22 protein-coding genes and 1 riboswitch are annotated in these 25,643 nt (G+C 69.7%); of the genes, 10 read left to right on the forward strand and 12 right to left on the reverse strand.

The window, feature by feature from the left end; all coding sequences use genetic code 11:
- Positions 1-12: 12 nt before the first annotated feature.
- Positions 13-615, forward strand: a complete 603-nt coding sequence (locus ACFY5A_RS06310; RefSeq protein WP_387232439.1) for a DUF305 domain-containing protein — start codon at positions 13-15, stop codon at positions 613-615.
- A 143-nt stretch (positions 616-758) separates the two neighbouring features.
- Here the strand turns inward: ACFY5A_RS06310 and ACFY5A_RS06315 are convergent, their stop codons facing one another.
- Complete coding sequence (locus tag ACFY5A_RS06315; protein WP_387232441.1) at positions 759-1,490, reverse strand: SGNH/GDSL hydrolase family protein; 732 nt, start codon at positions 1,488-1,490, stop codon at positions 759-761.
- A gap of 197 nt (positions 1,491-1,687) precedes the next feature.
- On the opposite strand from ACFY5A_RS06315, the gene ACFY5A_RS06320 reads away from it, so the two are divergent.
- On the forward strand, positions 1,688-2,824 hold the full coding sequence (locus ACFY5A_RS06320; protein ID WP_387232443.1) for an MFS transporter: 1,137 nt from the start codon (positions 1,688-1,690) through the stop codon (positions 2,822-2,824).
- 228 nt (positions 2,825-3,052) lie between these two features.
- Here the strand turns inward: ACFY5A_RS06320 and corA are convergent, their stop codons facing one another.
- Entirely contained in the window at positions 3,053-4,054 is a 1,002-nt protein-coding gene (corA, locus tag ACFY5A_RS06325) for a magnesium/cobalt transporter CorA (protein ID WP_105677228.1), read from the reverse strand.
- Between the two features lie 463 nt (positions 4,055-4,517).
- Between corA and ACFY5A_RS06330 the strand changes: the two genes are divergently transcribed.
- Positions 4,518-5,240, forward strand: a complete 723-nt coding sequence (locus ACFY5A_RS06330; protein WP_387235897.1) for an aspartate/glutamate racemase family protein — start codon at positions 4,518-4,520, stop codon at positions 5,238-5,240.
- A gap of 177 nt (positions 5,241-5,417) precedes the next feature.
- Positions 5,418-7,016, forward strand: coding sequence for an amidase family protein (locus tag ACFY5A_RS06335; RefSeq protein WP_387232445.1), 1,599 nt, complete (start codon positions 5,418-5,420; stop codon positions 7,014-7,016).
- Between the two features lie 63 nt (positions 7,017-7,079).
- On the opposite strand, the gene ACFY5A_RS06340 is transcribed toward ACFY5A_RS06335, so the two are convergent.
- The 4 genes from ACFY5A_RS06340 to manD all read right to left on the reverse strand — a co-directional run bounded on the left by ACFY5A_RS06340 (position 7,080) and on the right by manD (position 10,552).
- Positions 7,080-7,949: an SDR family NAD(P)-dependent oxidoreductase gene (locus tag ACFY5A_RS06340; protein ID WP_341940647.1), complete on the reverse strand. Its 870-nt coding sequence runs from the start codon at positions 7,947-7,949 to the stop codon at positions 7,080-7,082.
- Positions 7,946-8,797 (reverse strand): hypothetical protein, encoded by an 852-nt coding sequence (locus tag ACFY5A_RS06345; protein WP_387232448.1) that lies wholly within the window; start codon positions 8,795-8,797, stop codon positions 7,946-7,948. Before ACFY5A_RS06345 ends, ACFY5A_RS06340 begins: the two co-directional genes overlap by 4 nt.
- Positions 8,798-8,924: 127 nt before the next feature.
- Entirely contained in the window at positions 8,925-9,203 is a 279-nt protein-coding gene (locus tag ACFY5A_RS06350; protein WP_387232449.1) for a hypothetical protein, read from the reverse strand.
- 110 nt (positions 9,204-9,313) lie between these two features.
- Positions 9,314-10,552, reverse strand: coding sequence for a D-mannonate dehydratase ManD (gene manD, locus ACFY5A_RS06355; protein ID WP_387232451.1), 1,239 nt, complete (start codon positions 10,550-10,552; stop codon positions 9,314-9,316).
- Positions 10,553-10,653: 101 nt separating this feature from the next.
- Here manD and ACFY5A_RS06360 point away from each other — a divergent pair, with 101 nt between their 5' ends.
- The 4 genes from ACFY5A_RS06360 to gnd all read left to right on the forward strand — a co-directional run bounded on the left by ACFY5A_RS06360 (position 10,654) and on the right by gnd (position 14,807).
- Complete coding sequence (locus tag ACFY5A_RS06360) at positions 10,654-11,358, forward strand: GntR family transcriptional regulator (RefSeq protein WP_341940644.1); 705 nt, start codon at positions 10,654-10,656, stop codon at positions 11,356-11,358.
- Positions 11,359-11,549: 191 nt separating this feature from the next.
- Positions 11,550-12,899: an MFS transporter gene (locus ACFY5A_RS06365; protein ID WP_219844650.1), complete on the forward strand. Its 1,350-nt coding sequence runs from the start codon at positions 11,550-11,552 to the stop codon at positions 12,897-12,899.
- 119 nt (positions 12,900-13,018) lie between these two features.
- Positions 13,019-13,612 carry a TetR family transcriptional regulator gene (locus ACFY5A_RS06370; RefSeq protein WP_341940643.1) on the forward strand — a complete coding sequence of 198 codons (594 nt, stop codon included), beginning with the start codon at positions 13,019-13,021 and terminating at the stop codon, positions 13,610-13,612.
- Between the two features lie 139 nt (positions 13,613-13,751).
- Complete coding sequence (gnd, locus tag ACFY5A_RS06375; RefSeq protein ID WP_105677220.1) at positions 13,752-14,807, forward strand: phosphogluconate dehydrogenase (NAD(+)-dependent, decarboxylating); 1,056 nt, start codon at positions 13,752-13,754, stop codon at positions 14,805-14,807.
- A 132-nt stretch (positions 14,808-14,939) separates the two neighbouring features.
- On the opposite strand, the gene ACFY5A_RS06380 is transcribed toward gnd, so the two are convergent.
- The 3 genes from ACFY5A_RS06380 to purL form a co-directional block, all read right to left on the reverse strand.
- On the reverse strand, positions 14,940-15,290 hold the full coding sequence (locus ACFY5A_RS06380) for a TraR/DksA family transcriptional regulator (protein WP_387232454.1): 351 nt from the start codon (positions 15,288-15,290) through the stop codon (positions 14,940-14,942).
- 111 nt (positions 15,291-15,401) lie between these two features.
- Positions 15,402-15,536, reverse strand: coding sequence for a hypothetical protein (locus tag ACFY5A_RS06385; protein ID WP_258132733.1), 135 nt, complete (start codon positions 15,534-15,536; stop codon positions 15,402-15,404).
- Positions 15,533-17,863: a phosphoribosylformylglycinamidine synthase subunit PurL gene (gene purL, locus ACFY5A_RS06390; protein WP_105677218.1), complete on the reverse strand. Its 2,331-nt coding sequence runs from the start codon at positions 17,861-17,863 to the stop codon at positions 15,533-15,535. Before purL ends, ACFY5A_RS06385 begins: the two co-directional genes overlap by 4 nt.
- Before the next feature lie 579 nt (positions 17,864-18,442).
- Here purL and ACFY5A_RS06395 point away from each other — a divergent pair.
- The gene (locus tag ACFY5A_RS06395; protein ID WP_387235900.1) at positions 18,443-21,481 is read left to right on the forward strand and encodes a carbohydrate binding domain-containing protein; all 3,039 of its coding nucleotides are present in this window, start codon (positions 18,443-18,445) and stop codon (positions 21,479-21,481) included.
- Between the two features lie 179 nt (positions 21,482-21,660).
- On the opposite strand, the gene ACFY5A_RS06400 is transcribed toward ACFY5A_RS06395, so the two are convergent.
- Positions 21,661-22,614, reverse strand: coding sequence for a helix-turn-helix transcriptional regulator (locus tag ACFY5A_RS06400; protein ID WP_387232456.1), 954 nt, complete (start codon positions 22,612-22,614; stop codon positions 21,661-21,663).
- Positions 22,615-22,712: 98 nt separating this feature from the next.
- Here ACFY5A_RS06400 and ACFY5A_RS06405 point away from each other — a divergent pair, with 98 nt between their 5' ends.
- Positions 22,713-23,162 (forward strand): VOC family protein, encoded by a 450-nt coding sequence (locus ACFY5A_RS06405; protein ID WP_387232458.1) that lies wholly within the window; start codon positions 22,713-22,715, stop codon positions 23,160-23,162.
- A 127-nt stretch (positions 23,163-23,289) separates the two neighbouring features.
- On the opposite strand, the gene ACFY5A_RS06410 is transcribed toward ACFY5A_RS06405, so the two are convergent.
- A complete protein-coding gene (locus tag ACFY5A_RS06410) occupies positions 23,290-24,570 on the reverse strand; it encodes an MFS transporter (protein ID WP_387232460.1) in 1,281 nt (426 codons plus the stop codon).
- Positions 24,565-24,671: riboswitch (TPP riboswitch) on the reverse strand. (Overlaps the previous gene by 6 nt.)
- Before the next feature lie 119 nt (positions 24,672-24,790).
- Positions 24,791-25,600: a class I SAM-dependent methyltransferase gene (locus ACFY5A_RS06415; protein ID WP_387232462.1), complete on the reverse strand. Its 810-nt coding sequence runs from the start codon at positions 25,598-25,600 to the stop codon at positions 24,791-24,793.
- Positions 25,601-25,643: the final 43 nt, after the last annotated feature.

Below are 25,643 nucleotides of genomic sequence, written 5' to 3' on the forward strand. Positions count from 1 at the left end.
GAGAGAACAGACATGAAGATCAGCACTGCGGCTGCGGCCGCCCTCCTCCTCGCCGGCGGCATCGCGCTCGCCGGCTGCGCACCCACGGGATCGGGAGGTTCCATGCCCGGCATGGACCACTCGGCATCCGATGCTCCGGCATCCGAGTCGTCGGCATCCGACGCGAACGACGCCGATGCGATGTTCGCGACCATGATGATCGTCCATCACGAGCAGGCGGTCGAGATGTCCGACCTCGTGCTCGGCGAGGAGGGCGTCGACCCGCGCGTCATCGACCTCGCCGAGCGCATCAAGGCGGCGCAGTCCCCCGAGATCGAGCAGCTGCGGGGGTGGCTCGACGACTGGGGTGTGTCCGCAGAGTCCGGCGGACAGATGGATCACGGCGACGGCATGATGACCGCCGATGATCTCGCCGCGCTGGAGGACGCGACCGGCGCCGAGGCGTCGCGGCTGTTCCTGGAGCAGATGATCGTGCACCACGAGGGCGCGATCGACATGGCGGAGTCGCAGCTCGCCAACGGGCAGAACCCCGACGCGGTGGCTCTCGCGCAGAGCATCGTCGACGCCCAGGGCGCCGAGATCGCCGAGATGAAGGAGCTCCTCTCGACGCTCTGAGGTTCACAACTCCTCAAGAATCCGGAGTGCGAGGGCAGGATGGGCCGGATCCGCGGGGATCCGGCCCATCCGTGAGGAGTTGTGAACCGGTCGGCGGCGGGCCCGAGCCCGGGCTGCGAGCTGAACCCGGCGGGAGGCCGGGGCTACGGGTTGAGGCGCGCCATCGCGACGCGGGCGGCGAGCAGCGGCAGGGTGCGGTTGCGCAGCGGCTCGGGGCTGAAGCCGAGAGCGTTCGCGAGCTCGAGGGCGAGCGCCGCGTGCCCGGCCGCGTTGGGGTGGAACGGGTCGCCCATGAGCCCCCACGGGACCCCGCCGTTGCCGAGGGCGGTGAAGCGGGCGAGCTGGTCGACGAGGATCACGTCGTCGGCGGCGGCGACCGCACGGACCGCGTCGGCGAACTCGTCGAGCCTCTCCCGTCCGGGGGCGTTGGGCACGTCGATCGACGGCGGGGTCTGCAGCACGACGATCGCGCCCAGATCCCTCGCGCGGGAGACGAACTCGTGCAGTGACGCGGCGAACGCGGCAGGGTCGACACCGACCCCGTCGTCGCCGATCGCCAGGTCGTTCGTGCCGATCATGAGGGTGACCACGTCGGGCTTCCACGACGAGATGCGTCGCTCCCAGTCGCCGAGGATGTCGGTGATGCGGTGGCCGCTGATGGCCGAGTTGATCACGATGTCGCGGGTGCGTGAGAGCTCGCCGCGGATCAGCTCGTGCAGGTGCTCGGCGTAGTTGCGCTCGCCCTGGGTGTGCACGAGTCCGTGCGTGATGGAGTCTCCGGTGATGACCCAGTTCAGCGGCGTCTCTGCGGCGAGAGCCTCGGTGAGTCGGCGGAGATCGGATGCTGCGGAGGCGGGGGATTCTGCGTTCGGCACGGCTCCGAGCCTAGCGCCGCACGGGCGGCCAGCACCGTCTGCGCGTTAGGGTGGAGCCGTGAGTCCCGAGTCAGACAGACCGTAGCCTGCGGGTGAGAGCGCACGTCGTGCGCTCCCCGCATCCTCTGTCGACCCTTTCTCGCTCGCCGTCCGCCGTCCTGTGCGGCGCGGATGGCTTCGTCCTGTCTGGATGCCTCATGCCGTTCCTCATCCCTGTCCTCGCCCTGGCGATCTTCGCCCAGGGCACCAGCGAGTTCATGCTCGCCGGACTCCTCCTCCCGCTCTCCGCCGACCTCGGCGTCGAACCTGCCACCGCCGGGCTGCTGACGTCGGCCTTCGCGGTCGGGATGGTCGTCGGCGCTCCACTGGTCGCCGTGTTCGGATCCCGCTGGCGGCCGCGTCTCACTCTCGTGCTGCTGCTGGCGGTGTTCATCGCCGCGCACGTCGTCGGCGCGGTGGCCTCGACGTTCTGGCTGCTCCTGCTCACCCGGGTGGTCGCGGCCCTGGCCAACGCCGGGTTCCTCGCGATCGCCCTCGCGACCGTGCGGGCGATCGTGCCGCCCGCGCTGACCACCCGAGCCGTCTCGACGCTGCTCGCGGGCACCACGCTCGCGACGATCGTCGGCGTGCCGGCCGGAGCGATGCTGGCCGCCGCATTCGGCTGGCGCTCGACGTTCTGGGGCGTGGTGCTGCTGTGCGTGCCTGCGGTCGTCGCTGTTCTCAGGGATCGCACCCTGGAGTCGGTCGCGCCGGCCGCGCATCCCGGTGTGCGCTCCGAGCTCGAAGAGCTGCGCCGTCGACGCGTGGTGGTGCCGATCGTGCTCGCGGTGCTCGTCAATGCGGCGACCTTCGGGGTGTTCACCTTCCTGGGCGTCGTCGGCGCCGAGGCGGGGGTCGCCGAGCCGTGGATCCCTCTGCTGCTCGCGGTGTTCGGCGTCGGCGCGTTCCTCGGGGTCAGTGCGACCGCGCGGGCGGCCGCTCGCAGGGAGCGCGCATGGATCGTCGGGGGGACCGTCGCGGCGACCGCGGTGTGGATGCTGTTCGCTCTGAGCTCAGGGTCGGCGATCCTGGTGCACGTCGGCGCCTTCGCGGGAGGGTTTGCGTCGTTCGCCGTCGGCGCGGCCCTGATCTCGCGGATCGTGCGCGAGGCGTCGGGGGCTCCCGTCCTCGGCGGGGCGTATGCGACGGTGGCGCTCAACCTCGGCGCGGTCGCGGGTCCCGCGCTCGCCGCGGCGGCGTACACGGCAGCCGGGGTGCACGGCATCCTGATCGCCGCCGCCGTGCTGACCGCCGTGGCCGCCGCCCTCACCCCTCTCCTGCGGACCTCCCGCTGACGCGCCCCGCCCGCCCTGCACACAGCGCCCCGCATCTTGTTGAGTGCGCGGCATCCCGGTGAGCGCACCGCGTCCTGCCGCGTACCCGGCAACCTGCTGAGTGCACGGCATCCTGCCGAGTGCACGGGCTTTTCACGCAGAGATCCCGTGCACTCGGCGAGTGCACGGGATCTCGCCGCAGACGCAGAGCCTGACCACGCGCGAACGCAGACCCGGCCCGCGCGCGGGTCAGAGCCAGCGCTTGTACTTGAAGACTCCGTAGAGGCCGATCGCGAACGCGGCCATGGCGCCGATGGCGAGGGGGTAGCCGAACTGCCAGTGCAGCTCGGGCATGGCGTCGAAGTTCATGCCGTACACGGTGCCGACGAGGGTCGGGGCGAAGATGATCGCCGCCCACGAGGAGATCTTCTTGATCTCGTCGTTCTGCGCGAGGCTCGCGTCGGACTGCCGCCGCGACACCAGCGCCGAGTGCACGGTCAGCGCGTTGTCGAGGATCGCGCGGAACGAGTCCACGCGCTCGTTCACGCGGATGACGTGGTCGAGCACGTCGCGCAGCGACCGCTGCAGCTCCTCGTCGATGCGGTACTTGTCCGACCCGCGGCGCAGCCACTCCAGCATCCCGGCGAGCGGATGCACCGCCCGCTGGAAGCCGATGACCTCGCGGGAGAGCTGGTAGATGCGGCGGGAGAGGGCGTCGTCGTCGCTGTCGCCGAACAGCTCGTCCTCGATCTCGTCGATGTCGTTCTCCAGCCCGGCGACGATCGGCTCGTACTCGTCGACGACCTCGTCGAGGATCGCGTAGAGCACCGCCTCCGGTCCCATCGAGAGCAGGTCGGGGTGCGCCTCCATGCGGCGGCGGACGGCGGCGAGGTTCGGCGACTCGGCGTGGCGGATCGTCACGACGAAGTCGGGGCCGATGAACAGGTGCAGCTCGCCGAACTCGATCGACTCCTGCTCGTCGCGGTAGCGGGCGGGCCGCAGCACCGCGAACAGCGTGTCGCCGTAGCGCTCGACCTTGGAGCGCTGGTGGCCGGACAGCGCGTCCTCGACGGCCAGCGGATGCAGGTCGAATTCGCGGGCGACCGAGTGCACCTCCTGCGCGCTCGGCCGGTACAGGCCGATCCACGCGATGCCCCCGTGGGCGTCGAGGATGCGGTAGGTCTCGTCCAGGTTCTTCGGGGTCTCGACGCGACGTCCGTGGACGTACACGCCGTTGTCGATGAGCGCCATGATGCGGCTCCGTTCTTGCAGGCGCACGCCGGCTCAGGGAGCGGGTGCGCAGAATCCATCGGGTGCGGATGACGCCGCCGACGGCTGCGGAAGATCAGGCCTGCGAGACGCGGAGCGGATGCTCAACGCGCGGGCGAGTGCGACGCAGCGAAGGCGGCGTCGTGACTATCACCGGACATCGCCATCACCGCCTTTCGAGCACTCAGGGGTCTTGTGACCCAACGGGACAGCATACTCCCCCAACCTGGATTCAGGCTCCGGATGCGGGGATCCCCGGTGACGGTCTCCGACACTGCGTTCCGTAGCGCGGGCCGTCAGGCCTCGTCGCGCCGGCCGCACTCGGACGAAACGGTCACGGGATTTCGTTCCGCTGCACCGACACTCTGCCGTCGCCGGGGGAGACGATCGTTGCGTGTCCACGCCACTCGCCCTTGCGCGCTTTCGGGAGCCTCGAGTCCTCGGCGTGCTCGGCGGGATGGGGCCGCTCGCCACAGCCCGCTTCTATGAGGCCGTGGTCCGAGCTACTCCGGCGGATCATGATCAGAATCACATCCCCACGGTGATCTGGAGCGATCCACGGATTCCCGACCGTACGGCGGCGATCGTGGGTGGCGGGGCCTCGCCGGTCCCGGCGATGGTGGCAGTCGCCAGGAAACTCGAGAAGTCGGGGGCGGAGATCCTCGCGATCCCGTGCAACACCGCCCATGCCTTCCTGCCCCAGGTGCGCGCTGCCACGGGGCTGGCCTGCATCGACATGATCGGCGAGACTCTGGATCGGATCGCCCGCACGGATGCCGAACGGGTGGGCATCCTGGGCACGCGAGGCACCAGGGCGGCCGGGCTCTACGACGCGGCGGCGGCTCGCCGGGGCCTCCAGGTCGTGTACCCCTCGGACCGCGACCAATTCCGACTGATCGACGAGGCCATCGGGTTCGTGAAGAGCGGTCGACGACTCTCTCTGGCGGAGGACCTGGTGGCATCCGCGGCATCGCGTCTGCGCTCCGCCGGCGCCGACGTGCTGGTGGCCGCGTGCACGGAATTGCCGATCGCGCTCGGGTCGGCGACTCGCCTCGCGAAGGTGATCGACTCCCTGGAATGCCTCGCATTCGCATGCGTGCGTGCGTCTCTGACCGACGTCGGCGATCGCGACCGATTCGCCGGCGAGGTCGTGCCGACCGCCGTCTGAACAGTGCAGCCTGCTACACCCTCATGTGGTGTCAGGCTCTCTCGTCGCCGCCGCGCCGCGAATCTACCGTCGAAGAAGACGCCGATCAGGCGCTCATCCCGCACCGAGAAGCGGGACAGCACACCACACGATTCGTACCCGCTGTCGTCATTCCGACACGGTGACAGGAGATGCACAATGCACAAGTCGAACCGAAATCGACTGCGCGGGGCCGTGGCCCTGATCGCGGTCACCTGTCTGGCCGCGCCGCTGGCGGCATGCACGGTCAGCGTGGAAGTGCCGAAACCCGGCACGGACATGTCGAAGTTCCTGGATGAGATGACCATCCCCGAGCTCCAGCGCGCCATGGACGAGGACAAGCTCGACGCCGTAGGACTGACCCAGGCCTACCTCGACAGGATCGAGGAGCTGAATCCGCGTCTCCATGCGATCGTGCAGACCAACCCTGATGCGCTCGACCTCGCTCGTGAGAGTGATGAGCGCCGGCGCTCCCACGAGTCGCGCGGGCCGCTGGACGGCATCCCCGTGCTGCTGAAGGAGAACATGGACACGGCCGACGAGCAGACGACCACGGCGGGGTCGACCGCACTCTCCGGATCCACGCCGGCGCAGGATGCGTTCCTCGTGCAGAAGCTGCGCGACGCGGGGGCGATCATCCTCGGCAAGACCAATCTGTCCGAGTGGTCCAACTTCTACTCCTCGCGGCAGATTCCCGGCTGGAGCGCCATCGGCGGGCAGACCCGGAATCCGTACGACCTCGAGCGCAACCCCTGCGGCTCCTCGAGCGGCGCGGCCGTGGCTGCGGCCACAGCGCTCGCCACGGTCACGATCGGCACCGACACCGACGGCTCGATCACCTGCCCCGCAGCATCCGCGTCGACGGTCGGAATCAAGCCCACGCTCGGGACGGTGAGCCGCTCGGGCGTCATCCCCATCACGAGCAAGCATGACTCGCCCGGTCCGATTGCTCGCACCGTCACCGACGCGGCCATCACGCTGCAGGTGATCGCTGGCGTCGACGACGCCGACGGGGACTCGGTCGACGGCGGACTCCCTGAGGATCTCGACGAGATGCTCGAGCAGAACGCTCTCCGTGGTGCCCGCATCGGCGTGTGGAGGGAGGGTCACGAGGGCATGGACGACGAGGCGGACGACGCGTTCGACATGTCCGTCGAGGTGATTCGCGGTATGGGCGCGGAAGTGGTCGAAGGTGCCGACCTGGCCGACATCGGCTCGCTTTTGCAGACCGACCTGCTTCCGGCCGTCCTCACCGAGTTCAAGCACGATCTCAACGGGTACCTCGCCTCCACACCCGGCGATCATCCCCGCGATCTCACGGAGCTGATCGCCTACAACCAGGAGAACGCCGACATCGAGCTTCCTCGCCCGCTCGAGCAGGACTATCTCCTCATGGCGGACGAGACCGATGGAGACCTCGATGATCCTGAATACCGCGCACACCGTGCGCGCCTGACCGAGTGGGCTCAGGAGAGCGTGGACGACGTGTTGCGGGAACACGACCTCGACGCGATCATCACCCTCTCCGACCTGCCGGCGCTCCCGCTGGAGGGTGGCGAGCACCCGCCGTTCCAGAGCAGCACGCGCAACACATCGGTCGCCGGCTATCCGCATATCACGGTGCCGACCGGGTTCACGAAGTCGGGCCTGCCGCTCGGGATCTCCTTCATCGGGACCCGGCTGAGCGATGCCTCGCTCATCTCCTACGCCTACGCGTACGAGCAGGCGACGGGCGCGCGCCGCGCGCCGAGCCTGTAGGCCTGAGGCGACGGATGCGGGGGCGGGCAACTCGGTCCGCCCCCGCATCGCCGGGCGCTGCGATCAGGTCGCGAGACCGGTGAGCTCCGCGCTCTTCTGCCACAGCGCCTCGGCGAGGGCCTCGTCCTCAACCTGGGGGTTCACGCGCAGGGTCAGCACGCGTTCGTCGTAGTACGCGCCCGACTGCCAGGTCTCGCCGGGGGTGCCCTCGATGAACCACCGCAGGGTTTCGCCGCCCGTGTCGGTGCTGATGGTCAGGAGGTGCTTCACGGGCGTGCGATAGAGGAGCCGCATGACGCTCGACGATCCGGCCGAGAAGTTCGTGCGCACGATCCCCGGGTGGAACGCCACCGCGCTCAGCCCCTCGGCGTGGAACTTCGTGTGCAGGCTCTTCGTGAACAGCACGTTCGCGAGCTTCGCGTCGCCATAGGCTTTGTTCGCACGGTACTTCTTGCGGTTGTCGAGGTCGTCGACGTCGATGTGCCCGAAGATGCGGTGCCCGACGCTCGAGGTGTTGATGATCGCGGCATCCGCCTTCCGCAGCTGCGGCAGCAGCAAGTTCGTCAGCAGGAAGGGCGCCAGGTGGTTCACCTGGATGGTCTTCTCGTGTCCGTCGACGGTCGGCGTCCGGTCGCCGAAGATCCCGCCGGCGTTGTTCGCCAGCACGTCGATGCCGTCATCGCCGACCGCCTCCGCGATCTGCGCTGCGAGGGCGCGGACGTCATCGAGTCGGGCGAAGTCGGCGGTGAAGTGCTCGGCCGCGGTCTCGCGCGCGACCGCGGCGGTCTTCTCGACCGAGCGGCCGACGAGCAGCACGCGGTTTCCCGTCGACGCGAGCTGTCGGGCTGCGGCGGCGCCGATCCCGTCGGATGCTCCGGTGATGACGATCGTGCGGCGGCGGGCATCCGGGGCGGTGGGATCGGAGGAGGTCATGCGTCCTCTCGGTGCTGCTGCGGCGGCGGCGAAGAACGCCGCGGGTTGGCGGCACGCAGCGGGTCGGCCACCGGGATCCGCTCGGGCTCCTGCGACCGCGGTTCCGCGGCCGGTGGGGCCGGCGCCGCGGCATCCGGGGCGGAGGGCAGCGCCCTGGCGACCTGCTTCTCCAGCACTTCGACCGCGTCGTCGGAGAGCAGGATGAGGCCGTCGAGCTCGTCGCGCACGCGCTTGTAGGCGACGTTGCGCTCGGCCTGCGTGGCCGACTCGTCGACGGCGACCTTGAGCAGCTGCTGCGCGCGTTCCAGACGCTTGCGCTCCGGTTCGGTGAAGGTGGAGTCGCGCAGGCGCCTGGCATCCTTCTCGGCCACCTCGAAGGCGACGGCGTAGGCACCCACCGCGTCGAGGTACTCCGACACCTGCTTCTCCGACACGTTCGCGTCGGCCGAGTCGGGGCGCAGGGCGTCGGCCGTCCTCTTCGCGCGGAGGAACGCGGCGACGAGCGGCTGACGCCCGTCGCTCATGGCGGGGAAGGCGATGAGCTTCGCGACGTCGAGCTCGTAGTCGAGCCAGCGGGCGGTGATCTCGTCGTGCTCGGAGAACAGCCGCTCGAGAAGGTGATTCGGAGCGACGGATGCCGTGGTGTCGACGATCGTCGGGCCCTTGCGCTTCGCCTGCTGGGTGAGTGAGCGGGCCTCGATCTCGGCGGTCTTGAGCTGGGCCTTCATCTTCATGGTCTCGAGGCGGCGCTCATGACGGCGGCGTGCCGCCCACTCCCAGCGCTTGGCAACCGCCCCCGCGACACCCATCAGCGGGAAGATGAGCCACCAGTAACCCCACCACTCCATAGTGTGCCCAGCCTACTTCCCGTGCGGACGGAGGAGGAGCACGGATTGTGAGGCCGGGGCTATCGCGCGGTGCGGCGCCCGTCGCGCCGGTCGCGGCGAAAGGCCCCTGCCGCGGCGTGAACGAGATTCAGCCGCCGCCGCCTGCGCGTCCGATCTCTTCGGCGAGCTCCTGCTCCGTTCCGTAGAACGAATCCCCGATGTAGTCGGATGCATGCACGACGCCGCCCAGCTGATTCGTGTACATGAAGGCGCCGCTGCCGCTGATGCCCAGATAGGACCAGGCGAACACCGTGTCGTATCTGATCCCGCTCTCGTCTTCCACCGCCTGCGCTGCGACGGGGCCGCCGAGCGTGATCCCCATCGTGATCGCCGCGGCGATCGCTGTTGTCCGCGTCCACCTCTTCATCGCTCTCCCTTTCGGCGCCGCTCTGTGCGGCTTCGGGAAGGAGCCTAGGAGTGTGGTTCCGGCCGGACAACGGATCGTCGCGGAAATCGGTAATTCTACGGAGGCTCCTCTCACCAGTCGTGGACGGTCCCGTCGGCCAGGCGGTTGTAGGGCAGGTACGCGCGCTCGTACGGGTACTTGCCCGCCTCGTCGACGTCGAGCTCGATGCCGAGCCCTGGCCGGTCGCCGGGGTGCAGCAGGCCGTCACGCCACGTGAACGACTGCTGGAACACCTCGTTGGTGCGGCTGCCGTGCTGCATGTACTCCTGGATGCCGAAGTTGTGGATCGACAGCCCCAGGTGCATCGCCGCGGCCATGCCGACCGGGGAGATGTCGGTCGGCCCGTGCATGCCCGACTTGATCTGGTACATCGCCGCGTAGTCGAGCGTCTTCTTCAGCGGGCTGATGCCGCCCATGTGGGTGACCGCTCCGCGGGCGTAGTCGATGAGCTGGTCGCGGATGATGTCCTTGAAGTCCCAGACCGTGTTGAAGATCTCGCCGATCGCGAGCGGCGTGGTGGTGTGCTGGCGCACGAGCCGCAGCGCCTCCTGGTTCTCAGCGGGGGTGCAGTCCTCGAGCCAGAACAGGTCGTAGGGTTCGAGCGACTTGCCCAGCTTCGCGGCCTGGATCGGCGTCATCCGGTGGTGGCCGTCGTGCAGCAGGGGGATGTCGGGGCCGAACTCGTTGCGCACGGCCTCGAACACTCCGGGCAGGTGGTGCAGGTACGCGCGGGTGTCCCAGTCCTCTTCGACCGGCTTCGCGCCGCGGCGTGCGGGCTCGTGGTCGTAGCGGGCCTCGCCGCCTCCGGCATCCGCCGCCTGGGAGGCGATGCCGTAGATCGCCTTGAGCCCGGGGACGCCGGTCTGGATGCGGATGGCGCGGTACCCCTGGTCGAGGTGCGAGCGCACGGAGTCGAACAGCTCGGGGAGCTCCTTGCCGGAGGCATGGCCGTAGGCGAGGAGTCCGGTGCGGCTGGCTCCGCCGAGGAGCTGGTAGACGGGCATCCCCGCCTTCTTGCCCTTGATGTCCCACAGGGCCATGTCGACCGCGGCGATCGCGGCCATCGTGACGGGGCCGCGACGCCAGTAGGCGCTGCGGTAGAGGAACTGCCAGGTGTCTTCGATGCGGTCCTCGTCGGCGCCGATCAGCAACGGCACGACGTGCTCGGCGAGGTAGGCGACCACGGCGAGCTCGCGGCCGTTCAGTGTCGCGTCGCCGAGTCCGGAGACCCCGTCGGCCGTCGTGATCTTGAGGGTGACGAAGTTGCGGTCTGGGCTGGTGACGATCACCTCGGCCTTGTCGATGGACATCGTTGCTCCTCGGGCTCGGTGCGGCGGCATCGCACGCACATCTTGTATGGCACTCTCATGAAAGCACTGCCATACAAGTTTCGTCAAGCTATCGTGACGGTATGCCCGAGTCCGAGCCGAGTGCGCGCCCCTCCGCCCGCGCCCTCGCCTACGGCCGGATCCGCGACGACATCATCGCCGGACACAGCGCCCCCGGCGCCCTGCTCTCCGAGAACGAGCTCGCCGCCGCGCTCGGCATCAGCCGCCAGCCCGTGCGCGAGGCCCTGCTGCTCATCGCGCAGGAGGGGCTCGTCGAGGTGCGCCCGCAGAGCGGCACCTACGTCACGCGCATCGACCCCGACCGCGTGCGCGAGGCGCAGTTCATCCGCGAGGCCATCGAGCTCGCCTCTCTCGCGGCGTGCGCGACGCCGTCGGATCACGAGGAGCGGATGCTGCGCGACATCATCGCGCGGCAGCGGGCGGCATCCGACCGTGACGCGTTCTACCCGCTCGACGAGGAGTTCCACCGCGCGCTGCTCGGACTCGCCGGTCATGCCAACGCCTGGGCCGCGGTCAGCGCAGCCAAGGGGCACCTCGACCGTGCGCGGTACGTCGGCATGAGCGCCACGCGCACCGTGCAGGACTACGTCGACGACCACGAGCGGGTCGTCGAGGCGCTCGCCGCGGGCGATGCGGATGCCGCGGCCGATGCGCTGCGCGAGCACCTCCGCTTTGTCTTCGCCGATCTCGATGCGGTGCGAACGCAGCATCCGGAGCTGTTCGACGCTGCGCAGCCCGCACGTACAGGGCGGCCGTCGCGGCGCTGAACCCGCGCGCTCTGCGGGTCGTCGCGCCTATCCCGGCGGTCGGCAGAGGGAGTGCATCGACCGGATCGACACACTTCGTGACACCTCTTGTGCTGGAAACCTTAGCCGTCTAGGTTTTCATCGACAAGGGCGTCACCCGACTCGCGCTCGGCGATGAGCGACGGGGCGCCCTCCAGCCAAAGGAGGCAGCTATGAGTTCAGTCAGCGGTGCGGCCGCGGGCAATCCGTCCGGGATGACGTCTGCGAGTCGCACACTCGGCTCGGGCGGACATCACTGGTTCGCGGAGCCGACTGAGCCGGCCAAGAAGAGCTACGTGACGTGGCTGATCATCGCGCAGTTCGTCTTCTTCATCGCGCTGCTCGGCCCCGCGATCGTCGGCGTCGGCCTGAAGATCACCTCCCTGCAGGCCGCGGGTGCGATCGCCGAGGGGGCCGCCGCGGCGAACTCGGCCTCGGCCATCCTCGGCGGCGTCGGCGCCTTCTTCGCCGCCATCGCCAACGTGACGTTCGGGCGCATCTCCGACCGCACCACGAGCAAGTGGGGGCGTCGCCGGATCTGGATCGTGCTCGGCGCCGTCATCATGACGATCGGCTTCGTGTTCATGGCGCTCGGCGACAGCCTCGCCATCGCGACGGTCGGGTGGGCCATCGCCCAGCTCGGTGCGAACATGACGCTCGCGCCGTTCGTCGCGACGATCGCCGACCAGGTGCCCAAGTTCCAGCGCGGATCGATCACCGCCGGTCTCGGCATCGCCCAGAACCTCGGCATCGTGGGCGGCGTGTACGTCGCGGGCTGGTTCTCCTTCAGCCTGTTCATCGTCTTCGTCATCCCGGCGATCCTATCGATCATCGCGCTGCTGATCTTCGTCATCGTGCTCCCCGACAAGCAGCTCCCCGTGAAGCCGACGCGCATCACGTTCCGCGAGATCCTCGGGACGATCTGGGTCAGCCCGGCGAAGCACCCCGACTTCGCGCTGGCCTGGTGGTCGCGCTTCCTGATCACGTTCGCCGCGTTCGGATTCACCACCTTCCGCTTCTTCTACATGCAGTACCACCTGTCGGTGCCCGTCGAGGAGGTCGGCCTCCTCATCGCCAACACGACCCTCGTCTACACCGGAGCGCTCGTCGTCACGGCGTGGATCGCGGGCAAGGTCTCCGACAGGATCGGCAGGCGCAAGGTCTTCGTCTGGACGTCGACGGCCCTGTTCGCGGTCGGCACGCTCGCCCTGATCTTCATCCAGGACGTCCCGTCGTACTACGTGCTCGAACTGTTCCTCGGCGCCGCGTACGGCATCTACGTGGGCGTCGACCTCGCGCTCGTCGTCGACGTGCTGCCGAACCCGGATGACGCGGGCAAGGACCTCGGCGTCCTGAACCTCGCCAACGCGCTGCCGCAGACGGCCGCCCCGCTCGTCGGCGGTCTCGTCATGGCGGCGTTCGGAGGAGCGGCAGGGTCGGACTACTCCGTCTGGTTCACCATCTGCGCCATCGCGGCCCTCATCGGCGCGCTGGTCATCTTCCCGATCAAGTCGGTGAGATGACCGCGTGACACAGACCGGGCGGCCGGATCCTCGGGGGATTCCGGCCGCCCCACCACCGCGCGGTGCACGGAGGAGGGCTCTTCGCCTGCCGGATTCGTCCGTCTCCTAGACTTATGGCGATGAATCGTCGGGGTCAGTACGCGAAGGGCGCTGCCAAGCGGGAGGAGATCCTCGCGGTGGCGCTCGACGTGGTGGCCGAATTCGGATGCCGCAACGCCTCGAACCGCGAGATCGCCCGCCGCGTCGGGCTCACCCAGCCCGGCCTCATGCACTACTTCGGCTCGCGTGAAGAGCTGTACCTGGCCGTGCTCCGGGCCCGTGACGAGCGCGACACCGCGGCGCACTGGGTCGACAAGCGCAACTTCCAGGGCTTCCTCGACGTGATCGACCACAACACGCGGGTGCCCGGTCTCGTGCAGCTCTACGTCGAGTTCTCGGCGGAGGCGAGCATCGGCAAGCACCCGGCCCACGAGTACTTCGTCGAGCGCTACGCGTGGGTGCGTGAGCTGTCGGCGCAGTCGGTGCGCGCGGCGCAGGAGAGCGGGGAGTTCGGTCCGAACGCCGACCCCGAGCTGATCGCCGACATCATCGTCGCGGCCGCCGACGGACTGCAGCAGCAGTGGCTGCTCGACCGATCCATCGACATGGTCGCGCGGCTCCGCGCCGTGTGGAACGGCTTCGCCGCACAGTCCCGCCTCGACCCCGTCGCCTGACGCTCGGTCGTCGAGCCCGCCGGAGCTCGAGGTGAGCATCGGCGGGTCGGCGCCCCTCGCGTTTGAGGGATTCAGGCGCGCGTGTCAGGATGAGCGCATCCGGCTCCGCAGAGAGCCGTCCGTGGTGTGAGGAGCGAACATGCAGCTGGCGATGGTGGGACTCGGACGGATGGGCGCGAACATCGTGCGGCGCCTCATGCGGGCGGGGCACGAGTGCGTGGTCTACGACGTGAACCCGCAGGCGGTCGCCACGCTCGTGGCCGAGGGGGCGACGGGCGCCGACAGCTATGCGGACCTCGCCGCGAAGCTGCACACGCCGCGCGTCGTCTGGCTCATGGTGCCGGCATCCCTCACCGGCCAGGTCGTCGACGAGGTGGCCGCCGTGCTCGACCGCGGCGACATCATCATCGACGGAGGCAACTCCAACTACCGCGATGACGTGCGTCGGGCCGCGGCGCTGCGCGAGCGCGGAATCGAGTTCGTCGACATCGGCACCAGCGGCGGCGTCTTCGGCCTCGACCGCGGATACTGCCTGATGGTCGGCGGATCGGATGCCGCCGTGCAGCACATCGAGCCGATCCTGCGCACGATCGCCCCTGGAGTGGGCGAGATCGAGCGCACCCCGGGGCGCAGCGGAGACCTCGCCCCCGAGGAGCAGGGCTTCCTGCACTGCGGTCCGTCCGGCGCTGGTCACTTCGTGAAGATGGTGCACAACGGCATCGAGTACGGCATCATGGCCGCGATCGCCGAGGGGCTCAACCTGCTGGAGAACGCGGATGCCGGCATCCGCGAAGCCGAGCACTCCGCCGAGGTCGCTCCGCTCGAGGAGCCCGAGTACTACCAGTTCCCCATCGACACCGCGAAGGTCGCCGAACTCTGGCGACGCGGATCCGTGGTGTCGTCGTGGCTGCTCGACCTCACCGCTGCCGCGCTGCATGAGAACCCTCGACTCGACGGCCTCGCCGGACGCGTGTCGGACTCGGGCGAGGGCCGATGGACAGTGAAGGCCGCGGTCGACGTCGGCGTGCCGGTGCCGGTGCTCGCGGCATCCCTCTTCGAGCGCTTCGCCTCCCGTGACGAGGACCGCTTCGCCAACCAGGTGCTGTCGGCGATGCGCCTGCAGTTCGGCGGGCACCAGGAACGCCCCGCCGGCGACGTGCTGGAAGCGGGCGGCCGCAACGTCGACGCGAACTGAGCGCGCGCCCTCGCGCGTGCGCACGCACTCGCATGTGAGCGACTTCCCTCCCCGTGAGGGGTCGAAATGTGCGGGATCGCGGCGGTCGGATGCCGCGTTCTCCGACCCCTCGGCGCGCTCAGCGCGTGCGCGTCAGCGTCCGAGCTTCTCTGCGCAGGCCACGCAGTGCGTCGCGAACGGGCGCACCTCGAGGCGTGCCGCAGGGATCCGCTGACCGCACCCGGCGCAGACTCCATACTCTCCCGTGTCGAGCCGGGCGAGTGCCTCGTCGACCTGGCGGAGTTCGGATGCCGCGGCATCCGCCAGCCCTGTCAGTCGCGACCATTCCGATGACAGCGTCACGCCCTCGGGGTCGTGCTCGTCGTCGTCGTTCGAGCCCTCGCGGTCGTGCATGAGCTCGCCGAGGGTCGCCGCCGTCGCCGCGACCCGGGCCACGGCCGCGGCGCGGAGCTCTTCGAGGCGCACGCGAGGTCCAGTGATCATCCCGACACTCTAGGCCGGGGGTCCGACGGTCGCGGTCGCGTTCCGGTCGCAGAAGATCCCGCTATCAGCCGCGGATGGCGGGATCTTTCGCGACGGGAGCGGCGGGCCGGCTCAGCCGAAGAGCAGCGTGAGGACGGTCGCGCCGCCGCCGCCGAGGATCAGCGCGATGATGACTGTCCAGGCCACGATCCGGACGCGCCGGTTGCGGCGGACGTCGAGGTCGCCGTAGTCGCTGTCGTCGGTCATGCGACCGGCTCCGCGACGGTCGGGCCGAAGGCCGCGGGAAGGGTGGCCTGCGAGCGCTCGCGCAGCTCGGCGGCCGAGACCGTGAAGACGCCCTGCACCTCGAGCTGAGGCTCGCTGTCGGTCACGCCGATACGCGCGACCGGGTAGCCGCGACCCTCGCACAGCCCGCGGAACTTCACGTCGTCCTCACGGGGGACGGTCACGAGCACGCGACCGGTCGACTCCGAGAAGAGAGCGGATGCCGCGTCCACGCCGTCGCGCTCGATGATCTCGTTCAGCCAGACGCGCGCGCCGACGCCGAAGCGCATGACGCCCTCGGCGAGGGCCTGAGCCAGACCGCCCTCGGAGACGTCGTGCGCCGAGGAGATCAGCCACTCGTCGCGCGCGGCGGCGAGGAGACCGGCCAGGCGCTTCTCGCCGGCGAGGTCGACCTTCGGGGGCAGGCCGCCGAGGTGCTGGTGCACCACATCGGCCCACGCCGAGCCGGAGAGCTCGGTCGAGGTCGTGCCGAGCAGGTAGATGTTCTGGCCCTCGTCCTGCCACCCCGAGGGGATGCGGCGGGAGACGTCGTCGATGATGCCGAGCACGCCCACGAGCGGGGTCGGGTGGATCGGCACGTCGCCGGTCTGGTTGTAGAACGACACGTTGCCGCCGGTCACCGGGGTGCCCAGCTCGTAGCATCCGTCGGCGAGACCGTCGACGGTCTGGCCGAACTGCCACATGACCTCGGGGTTCTCGGGAGAGCCGAAGTTCAGGCAGTCCGTGATCGCGGTGGGCACGGCGCCGGTGACGGCGACGTTGCGGTACGCCTCGGCGAGGGCCAGCTGCGCGCCCGCGTACGGGTCGAGCTGGCAGTAGCGGCCGTTCGCGTCGGTCGAGATCGCGAAGCCCAGGCCCGACTCCTCGTCGACGCGGATCATGCCGGCGTCGTCGGGGAACGCGAGGGCCGTGTTGCCGAGCACGTAGTAGTCGTACTGGTTCGTGATCCAGCGGGTGTCGGCGAGGTTTGGGCTCGCGACGAGATCGAGGAACTGCTCGCGCAGCACCTCGGCGTCGTTCGAGCGGGGCAGGTTCTCGGCGGCATCCGCCTGCAGCGCGTCGATCCACGTCGGGTACGCGACCGGACGGTCGTAGACGGGGCCGTCGACCGCGACGGTCGAGGGGTCGACGTCGACGATGCGCTCGCCCTGCCAGTCGATGATGAGGCGGCCGTCTCCGGTGACCTCGCCGAGCACCGAGGTCTCGACGTCCCACTTCTTCACGACCGCGAGGAACGCGTCGAGCTTCTCGGGGGCGACGATCGCCATCATGCGCTCCTGCGACTCCGACATGAGGATCTCCTCAGCGGTCAGCGTGGGGTCGCGCAGCAGCACGTTGTCGAGCGACACCTTCATGCCGCTGTTGCCGTTGGCGGCCAGCTCGCTCGTGGCGCAGGAGATGCCGGCGGCTCCGAGGTCTTGAATCGCCTCGACGAGCTCGTCGCGGTAGAGCTCGAGGCAGCATTCGATGAGCACCTTCTCGGCGAACGGGTCGCCGACCTGCACCGCGGGGCGCTTGGTCGGGCCGGTGGAGTCGAAGGAGTCGGAGGCCAGGATGCTGGCGCCGCCGATGCCGTCGCCACCCGTGCGGGCGCCGAACAGCACGACCTTGTTGCCCACGCCGGTCGCGTTGGCGAGCTTGAGGTCTTCGTGGCGCAGGACGCCGACCGCGAGCGCGTTGACGAGCGGGTTCGCCTGGTAGACGGAGTCGAAGACCGTCTCGCCGCCGATGTTCGGCAGGCCGAGGCAGTTGCCGTAGAAGCTGATGCCGCTGGTCACGCCGTGCACGACGCGGGCGGTGTCGGGGTGGTCGATCGCGCCGAAGCGCAGGGCGTCCATGACCGCGACGGGGCGTGCGCCCATCGAGATGATGTCGCGGACGATGCCGCCGACGCCGGTCGCCGCACCCTGGAAGGGCTCGATGAACGAGGGGTGGTTGTGCGACTCGGCCTTGAAGGTGACGGCCCAGCCCTCGCCGACGTCGATGACGCCCGCGTTCTGGCCCATGCCCACCATGAGGCGTTCCTTCATCTCGTCGGAGACCTTCTGGCCGAAGCGGCGCAGGTAGTTCTTCGACGACTTGTAGGAGCAGTGCTCCGACCACATCACCGAGTACATCGCCAGCTCGCCCGAGGTGGGGCGGCGGCCCAGGATCTCCTTGATGCGCGCGTACTCGTCGTCCTTGAGTCCGAGGGCAGCGTAGGGCTGCTCCTTCTCGGGAGTCGCGATCGCGTTCTCGACGGAGTCGGGAACGTGCGTGTGGGCGGTGGCTTCGGGGGCGTTGGTCACGCGCACTCCTCAGGAAGGGGGCCGGCGGGCGATCCCATTCTACCGGGCGTGCGAGCCCCCTTCCCTCGCGGGGTCAGCACCCTGAGGGGTCGCGAAGCGCGGCATCGCGGGGCGCGCATCCGACGTTCTCCGACCCCTCGCGCCGCGGAGGTGGGAGGGAAGGTCACGAGAACGTCACAGGATTCTCAATGAGGGTTGCCAGAACTCTCTGTTACCGGTAACTTTCGAAGCGTCCCCAGACGCACGTCCCCGCACCGTGCGATGCGCGCACGATGGCCGTGCGCTCGGATCTCGAGGAGGAGAACGCCAGGGAGACTCGCCTTGGGCCGCGCATCAGCGGCCAGTGCGGGATCGAGCTCTCAGAACCGACGCAGGACCGGCCTTCCGCAGCGACCCCCAAGACGCTGCGTCGGCCGGCGACATCCCCGCTTCGCCCGAGGCCGATCGCAGGCTCCGTCCATCAACGGGAGCCGCTGCTTTCGTGCGCCCTCGAGCGATCGACAGCAAGGAGTGAGACACGTGAGACCAGAAGTCAGATCGGGCCGGAGACGGCGACCGGGCGCTCGCGCCGCGGCGGTGATGGGCGTGACCGCGCTCATCGCCTCGTCCGTGACCGCGGTGGGCATCAGTGGCGCCGCTTACGCGGCGCCGACCAGCATCATCCAGAACGGGACGTTCGAGAGCGGGATCTCCGGATGGAGCGCCCCGCTCGGCGGCACCCTCTCGCAGAGCACCGACGCCAAGTCCGGCACCAAGTCGCTCGCCATCAGCGGACGCACCTCGTTCCAGTCGGGGCCGACGGCCACCGTCACCGGGCTGCTGTCGACCGACGCGTCCTACGACCTGAACCTCTCGCTGAAGTTCGACACCGGGCGGGCGACGCAGAACTTCAACATCGTGCTGTGCACGTCGTCGCGCAGCCGTTGCGACGTCGTCGCGTCGACCACGGCGACCGCTGGGCAGTGGGCGAGCGTGCAGAAGACGTTCACCCCGCTGACCTCGGACTACGACATCCTCTTCGTCGAGACGCCCTGGAACACCGACATCCAGTCGTTCGTGATCGACGACGTCTCCCTGACCACCGACGACGGCGGCCCCGCCGTCGTCGAGCCGCCCGCCGTGCCGGGCAACCTGCTGCCGGACGGCCGATTCGTCTCCGGATTCACGGGATGGACGAACACCCGCGGCGGCACGCTCGCCCTCAGCGACGACGCCGCGAGCGGCGCCCACTCCCTGCAGGTGACGGGGCGCGAGAACACCCAGTCCGGTCCGTTCGCGAACGTCGCGGACAAGATCGAGCTCGGCGCCTCCTACCGGCTCACCGGCAAGCTCAAGTACGACGAGGGCAACGCCACCCAGCAGTTCAACTTCACGTTCTGCCCCACGAACTTCAACGGATGCGCCGACTATGGTCACACGTTCACGAAGGGCGAGTGGGGGTCGTTCTCGCAGGAGTTCACGGCCGAGGCGAAGCACGTCGCCGCGGGCTGGCTCTTCGTCGAGACCCCGTGGGGATCGAGTGCGCTGCAGGACTTCAAGGTCGACGAGCTGTCGCTCGTGAAGATCGCCGACGCCCCTGAAGGGCCGGAGTTCACCAGCCTCGAGAAGGTGCAGACCAAGCCGGTCGGCGACCACAACCCGCTCGTCGGCCACAAGTTCGGCGCCGACCCGCACCACCTCATCTACAACGGCCGTCTCTACATCTACTCGACCGACGACACGCAGCAGTACGAGCTGAACAGCAAGGACGCCAACGGGCTTCCGACGCAGTCGAACGGGTACGGCGGCATCACCCGTCTCAACGTCATGTCGACCAGCGACATGGTCAACTGGGTCGACCACGGCAGCATCCCGATCGCCCGTGAGGGCGGAGCGGCTCCGTGGTCGAGGAACTCCTGGGCTCCCGCCGCGATCGAGAAGGACGGCAAGGTCTACCTCTACTTCTGCGACAGCGGAACCGGCACCGCGGTGGTCGTGGGCGGCTCGCCGCTCGGCCCGTGGAACGACCCGCTGGGCAAGAAGATCATCCCCGACACCGTGTCTCGCGACTACATCGCCGGCGGCGGATTCCCCGCGGGCATGTGGCTCTTCGACCCCGAGGTGTTCATCGACGACGACGGCCAGGGCTACCTGTACTTCGGCGGCAACTCCCAGATCGGCACCGCGCCGAACGTGCAGGGACCGCAGAACCCGAAGTCGACCCGCGTGGTCAAGCTGAAGGACGACATGGTCACCCTCGACGGCGACCCGGTCGAGATCGACGGCCCCGGCATGTTCGAGGCCTCGAGCATGTTCAAGCGCGGCGACACGTACTACTACTCCTACTCGTCGAACTTCCAGGTCAACGAGGTGCCGGGGCAGTACCCGTCGCGCGGCGGCATCGCGTACATGATGACCGACGACCCGATGAAGCTCGGATCGTCGGAGTACGCGGGTGTGGCGTTCCAGAACCAGGGCACGTTCTTCGGAGCGGGCAACGGCGGCAACAACCACTCCGACATGTTCACCTTCAAGGGCGAGACGTACTTCACGTATCACGCGCAGACGCGCGGCGCGGCGTGGGCGGCGGCGCTCGGAACCCCTGGGGCGACCCAGGGCTACCGCTCGGTGCACATCGACAAGCTGGAGTTCAACGCCGACGGGACGATCAAGCCGATCGTCGGCACGCGTGCCGGTGTCGCGCAGGTCGAGAGCTTCGACCCGTACCGCACGTTCGAGGCGGAGACGCTGGCCTGGCAGCTCGGCATCAGCACGGCCAAGACGGATGCCGCATCCGTCGAGTTCCCCGAGCACAACGGCGGGGGCAACATGGTGCTGTCGGGTGTCGATGACGGCGACTTCGCCGGTGTCTCCGGCGTCGACTTCGGCTCCGGCGCGAAGACCGTGTCGGCGCGCGTGAAGCCGCTCGTCGAGGGCGGCAGTATCCAGGTGCGTCTCGACGATGTCGACGGGCAGGTCGTCGCGGAGATCCCGGTCGACGGAACCGTCGGCGAGTGGACCACCGTCCAGGCCGACGTGACCGGAGCCGCCGGAGAGCACGACGTGTTCTTCGTCTTCGCGGCTCCCGAGGGCGCCGACGCCGATGCCGACCTGTTCGAGGTCGACAACTGGGCATTCACGCCGGTCGACGACGGCCCCGGCGCCGAGCTCGTCGCCCAGCTGTCGCGCACCGAGGTCGCCGCGGGCGGATCGGTGACGCTCACGGCATCCGGGGTTCCGTCGGAGACGGTCGAGATCGGGATCGAGAGCACGTACCGTGCGCTCGCGAACGTCGAGGTCTCCGAGGGCGCGCTCGACGTCGCCCTGGTGATCCCCGCCGACATCGAGCCCGGTGCGCATCACATCGTGATCCGCGACGGTGAGACCGAGCTCGCGAGGCTCGCGCTCACGGTCACGGCGGCCGGGACCGGTACGGCCGGAGCCGGCGGCGGCGCCGGCGGCTCGGGCACGGCGGCGGGAACGGGCAGCGGAACCGGCGGCGCGCTGGCGAACACCGGTGGCGACGCCGGTGCGGCGGCGAACGCGGCCCTGCTCGGTGCGCTGCTGATGGCGCTCGGAGCGGGCGCGTGGATGACGCACCGTCGTCGCCGCGCGCTCGGCGCCACCGAGAGCGAGTGACCGCAGCATCCTGATCGCAGCACCCTGAACGCATCGCTCCGTCCGCATCCCGCGGGCGGGGCGATGCTCGTTCCTCGGTCGTGAGGGGTCGTGAAGCGCTGCATCCGCGCCCCTTGACGCGGCACTTCGTGGCCCCTCAGCGTGGGCGCGGGGCGCGGGGCGCGCTAACGCGGGGAGCGCTAGCGCGGGGATGCCGCGGCGGCGAGGCGAGCGGTGAGAGTTTGCGCGGCGGCGCGCAGCTCCTCGGGGCCCACGACGGTGAACGGGGCGTCGAACCTCATCACCGACGCGAGCATGCCGACCCAGGACCACGACCCGACGGTGACCTGGCACGACCCCTCGTCGCGGGGCTCGACCGTGCCGTCGGAGCCGACCCACACCGCGACCTCGCGTGCCGGCAGTTCGATCACGACCTCCCCGACGCAGGGCCAGCGGTCCTCGGTATCCGAGCCCTTGGCGCGTGCGGCGAGATAGGTGCGCGCATCCCCCGCGGGAAGCGGTCGCGGTGTGAACGACGGGCCGGTCGGGATGCGCGGCCGCATCCGATCGAGGCGGAAGATGCGCCAGTCGTCGGCATCCAGATCCCACGCGAGCAGGTACCAGCGGTTCTCCCGCGCGACGATCTCGTGCGGCTCGGCGCGCCGCGCCGGCCGGTCGTCATCGGCGCCGTAGTCGAAGCGCAGCACCTTCCGGTCACGAACGGCCGCGCTCGTCGCCTCCAGCACGGCGGCATCGACCCTGGTCTCGTTTCCCGTGCCGGAGAAGCGGATGCCGTCGACCCGGTGCCGCAGCCGGGAGGGCATCACCTGGCGGACCGTGGCGAGGGCGCGCGCGGCCCCTTCGTCGATGTCGATGCCGCTCGACGGGGCGTTCTGCAGAGCGACGGCGATCGCCACGGCCTGGTCGTCGTCGAACAGCAGCGGCGGCAGCTCCGAACCCGCAGCAAGGCGGTAGCCCCCGTCTGGGCCCTTGATCGCGGAGATGCGGTAGCCGAGCTCGCGCAGCCGCTCGACGTCACGCCGCACGGTGCGCGGGCTCACGTCGAGGCGGTCGGCGAGCACGCTCCCCGGCCAGTCGCGCGGCGTCTGCAGCAGCGACAGCAGGGCGAGCATGCGGGAGGAGCTGCCGGTCATTCCCCCATTCTCTTCCGAGTAGAGGACAGAAACAGACCTCTTCTGCGGGAATCGTGGTCGTAGACGGCACCCGGCCGTCGCCGATCCGAGGAGACACCATGTCCATCACCACCACCACGCACCTCAACTTCCGCGGCACTGCGCGCCAGGCGCTGGAGTTCTACCGCTCCGTGTTCGGCGGCGAGATCGCGCTCGCCACCTACGGGGAGTTCGGGATGCCCGCCGATACCCCCGGCGCGGACCTCCTCGTGTTCGGAGAGCTGGACGGCGGTGGCATCCGTCTCATGGCCTACGACATCCCCGGCCTCGACGACGCCTCCGCGACCGCGGGCGAGACACGGAGGGAGAACGGCCTGACCATCACCGATCGCCCGTTCTTCCAGTCGCTGCGGGCCACGTTGCTCGACGAGCTCACCGGATACTGGGACGCACTCGCCGTGGGCGCCGAGGTGGTCGAGCCGCTCGCGGCATCCGCGTGGTCCGCCGGGTTCGGCATGCTCACCGACCGCTTCGGCGTCACGTGGGTGCTCGACGTGCGCGCTTCCTGAGCGCGCTCGCTCCGCGCCCCGAGCGGCGGCTCGCAGCTCGCGCCCGCGCCTCAAGCGGCCGTGAGGAGTCAGAGATCGCGGCATCCGACCGCCTGGATCCGACGTTCTCTGACTCCTCACGCGTCGCTCACTTGAGGGCGGCGGTGCGGTCGGGCTCGGGGCCGAGGAGCGCGCCGACGAGGAGGAGAGCGGATGCCGCGGCGAGCACGGCCATGACCGCCGCGACCGGGCCGAGTGCGCTCTGCAACCAGGGCAGCCAGAACGGGAAGAGCGCCGGCACGACGAGGGACAGCGAGTACCCGACCCCGTAGCCGCTCGACCGCACGGCGGAGGGGAAGCGCTCCGCGAGGTACGCGCCCACCGGACCGTAGGCCGAGACCGTGACGATCTGCACGACGGCCACCGCGAGCACGGCGGCGACGCCCTGCGAGGTCAGCGCCCACGCGAAGGCGAGGGGTGCGGCGACGAGCGCCCCCGCGCCGAAGACCACGAAGAAGCGTCTCCGTCCGATCCGCTGCGAGAGCGCGCCGGCGGAGAGCATCGCGGCTGCCGAGACGAGGGTCGCGATCAGCATGATGAACGGGACGGTCGTCGGTCCGACCTGCGGCGCCTCGCGCAGCATCCCGGTGAGCACGGGGATCGCCATCTGGGTGAACAACCAGAGCCCGGTCATCAGCACGAACACCTGCCACAGCTGGCGGCGGAACGGACCGATGAGGATGGCGGTGAGCGGACGTGTGCGGCGGGCGCCGGTCGTCGAGATCGGGGCGTCGTCGACGCCGGCGACGTAGTACCAGAGCATCGCCGCGGCGAGCAGGGCGCCGGCGATGAACGGCATCCGCCACCCCCAGCCGGCGTAGGCGTCGGGTCCGAGCACCTGGACGAGGGTCAGCGTGAGCCCGGCGATGAACGCGTTGGCGAGCGGTGACATGGCCATGATGCCGCCGCTGAGCAGGCCGCGCCGGCGCGGGGCGGTCCACTCCATGGCGAGGGGGATGGCCGCGGAGTACTCACCGCCGAGGAAGACGCCGCCGACGAAGCGCAGGGCCACGAACGTCCACAGAGTCGCCGCGCCGCCGACGTCGTGGGTGGGGATCAGGGCGATCAGCAGCGTCGTGATCGCGATGCCGGCGATCGCCGCTGTGGTGGTTCTCGTTCGTCCGTGACGGTCGGCGAGGCTCCCGAAGATCGCGGCGCCGAGCGGACGTCCGAGCAGGGTGGCGACGAAGATCAGGCCCGTCTGGGCGGCGGCCGCATCGGGACCCAGCACGATCGCAGCCGCGGGGGCGAGGGCGATGACCGGCAGGAAGATGTCGACCTGGTCGACGAAGTTGCCGAGCAGTCCGCCGCGGACGGCGTTGCGTGCTCGAGAGGGGGAGACGGTGGGCTCGGCGATGAGACGCGACATGTGGCTCGACTTCCTACGGCGGCATGACCCGCATCAGGTATGACGGTCGGCGCGGCGTCAGCGCCCTCTCAGCCCCTGCCGGGACTCCCATGGTTGAGGGAAGTCTAGGGGAGGGAACAGCCCCCGGTCGTTGAGCGAGCGCAGCGAGACGAAACGTTCGCCGTCGTCCGTCGTCCGTCGCCTGTCGCCCGTTCGCCTGTCGCCTGTCGTCCGTCGCGCGTCAGCTCGAGGCCGTGACGACGTGCGCCTGGATCCGCCCCCGCACCTCGCCGTCGCCGAACCGGGCGGCGATCGCGGCGGCTGCCCGCACCGTCGCCTCCGCGAGGGCCGACGGGTCCCGCGCCTCGATCTCGCCGCGCAGGGGTGTGCCCTGGCAGTACGCGGTCGCCGCGACGAGGGCCGACGGTGCGACGCTCTGCGCGGTCACGGTGTCGATCGTGACGGTGGTGAAGCCGGCATCCCGCACCTCCCGCTCGATCAGGGCGACGTCGTGATAGCCGTGCGGGGTGCGGGCCATGAAGCGCGGAGGATCGGCGGGGAACATCGCCGCGAGCGCATGCCCCACCTCGTCGGCGAAGTCGTTCCTCTCGATCGCGTCCCAGACGGCGAACACGAAGCTCCCGCCGGGTTCGAGCACCCGCCGCGCCTCGCGGTAGGCGCGGACGCGGTCGGGGAAGAACATCGCCCCGAACTGGCACAGGACCAGGTCGAAGGCGTCGTCGTGGAAGGGCAGCTTCTGCGCGTCGGCGGTCTGCCAGCGCAGCCGCGGATCGGGCAGGACGGATGCCGCGTAGTCCAGCATCGGCGCGCTCAGATCGGTCGCGACATAGGCCGAGCCGGCGGGCAACAGCGGCAGCAGGAATCGCGGGACGACGCCCGTTCCGGCCGCGGTCTCCAGCACCCGTCGCGGCTCCAGCGCCGCCGCCCGGCGCGCGACATCGGCCGCATAGGGCTCGAAGATCAGCGGCACCATGTAGCGGTCGTAGTTCTCGGGGATGGACCCGGAGAAGATGCTGTCGGGAACGGGCATCAGTGCACCTCTGAGGCGAGGCTACGCCTGAGTGAGGGGGTGC

The organism is Microbacterium sp. NPDC012755, assembly GCF_042901325.1.
Taxonomy (GTDB): Bacteria; Actinomycetota; Actinomycetes; order Actinomycetales; family Microbacteriaceae; genus Microbacterium; species Microbacterium natoriense.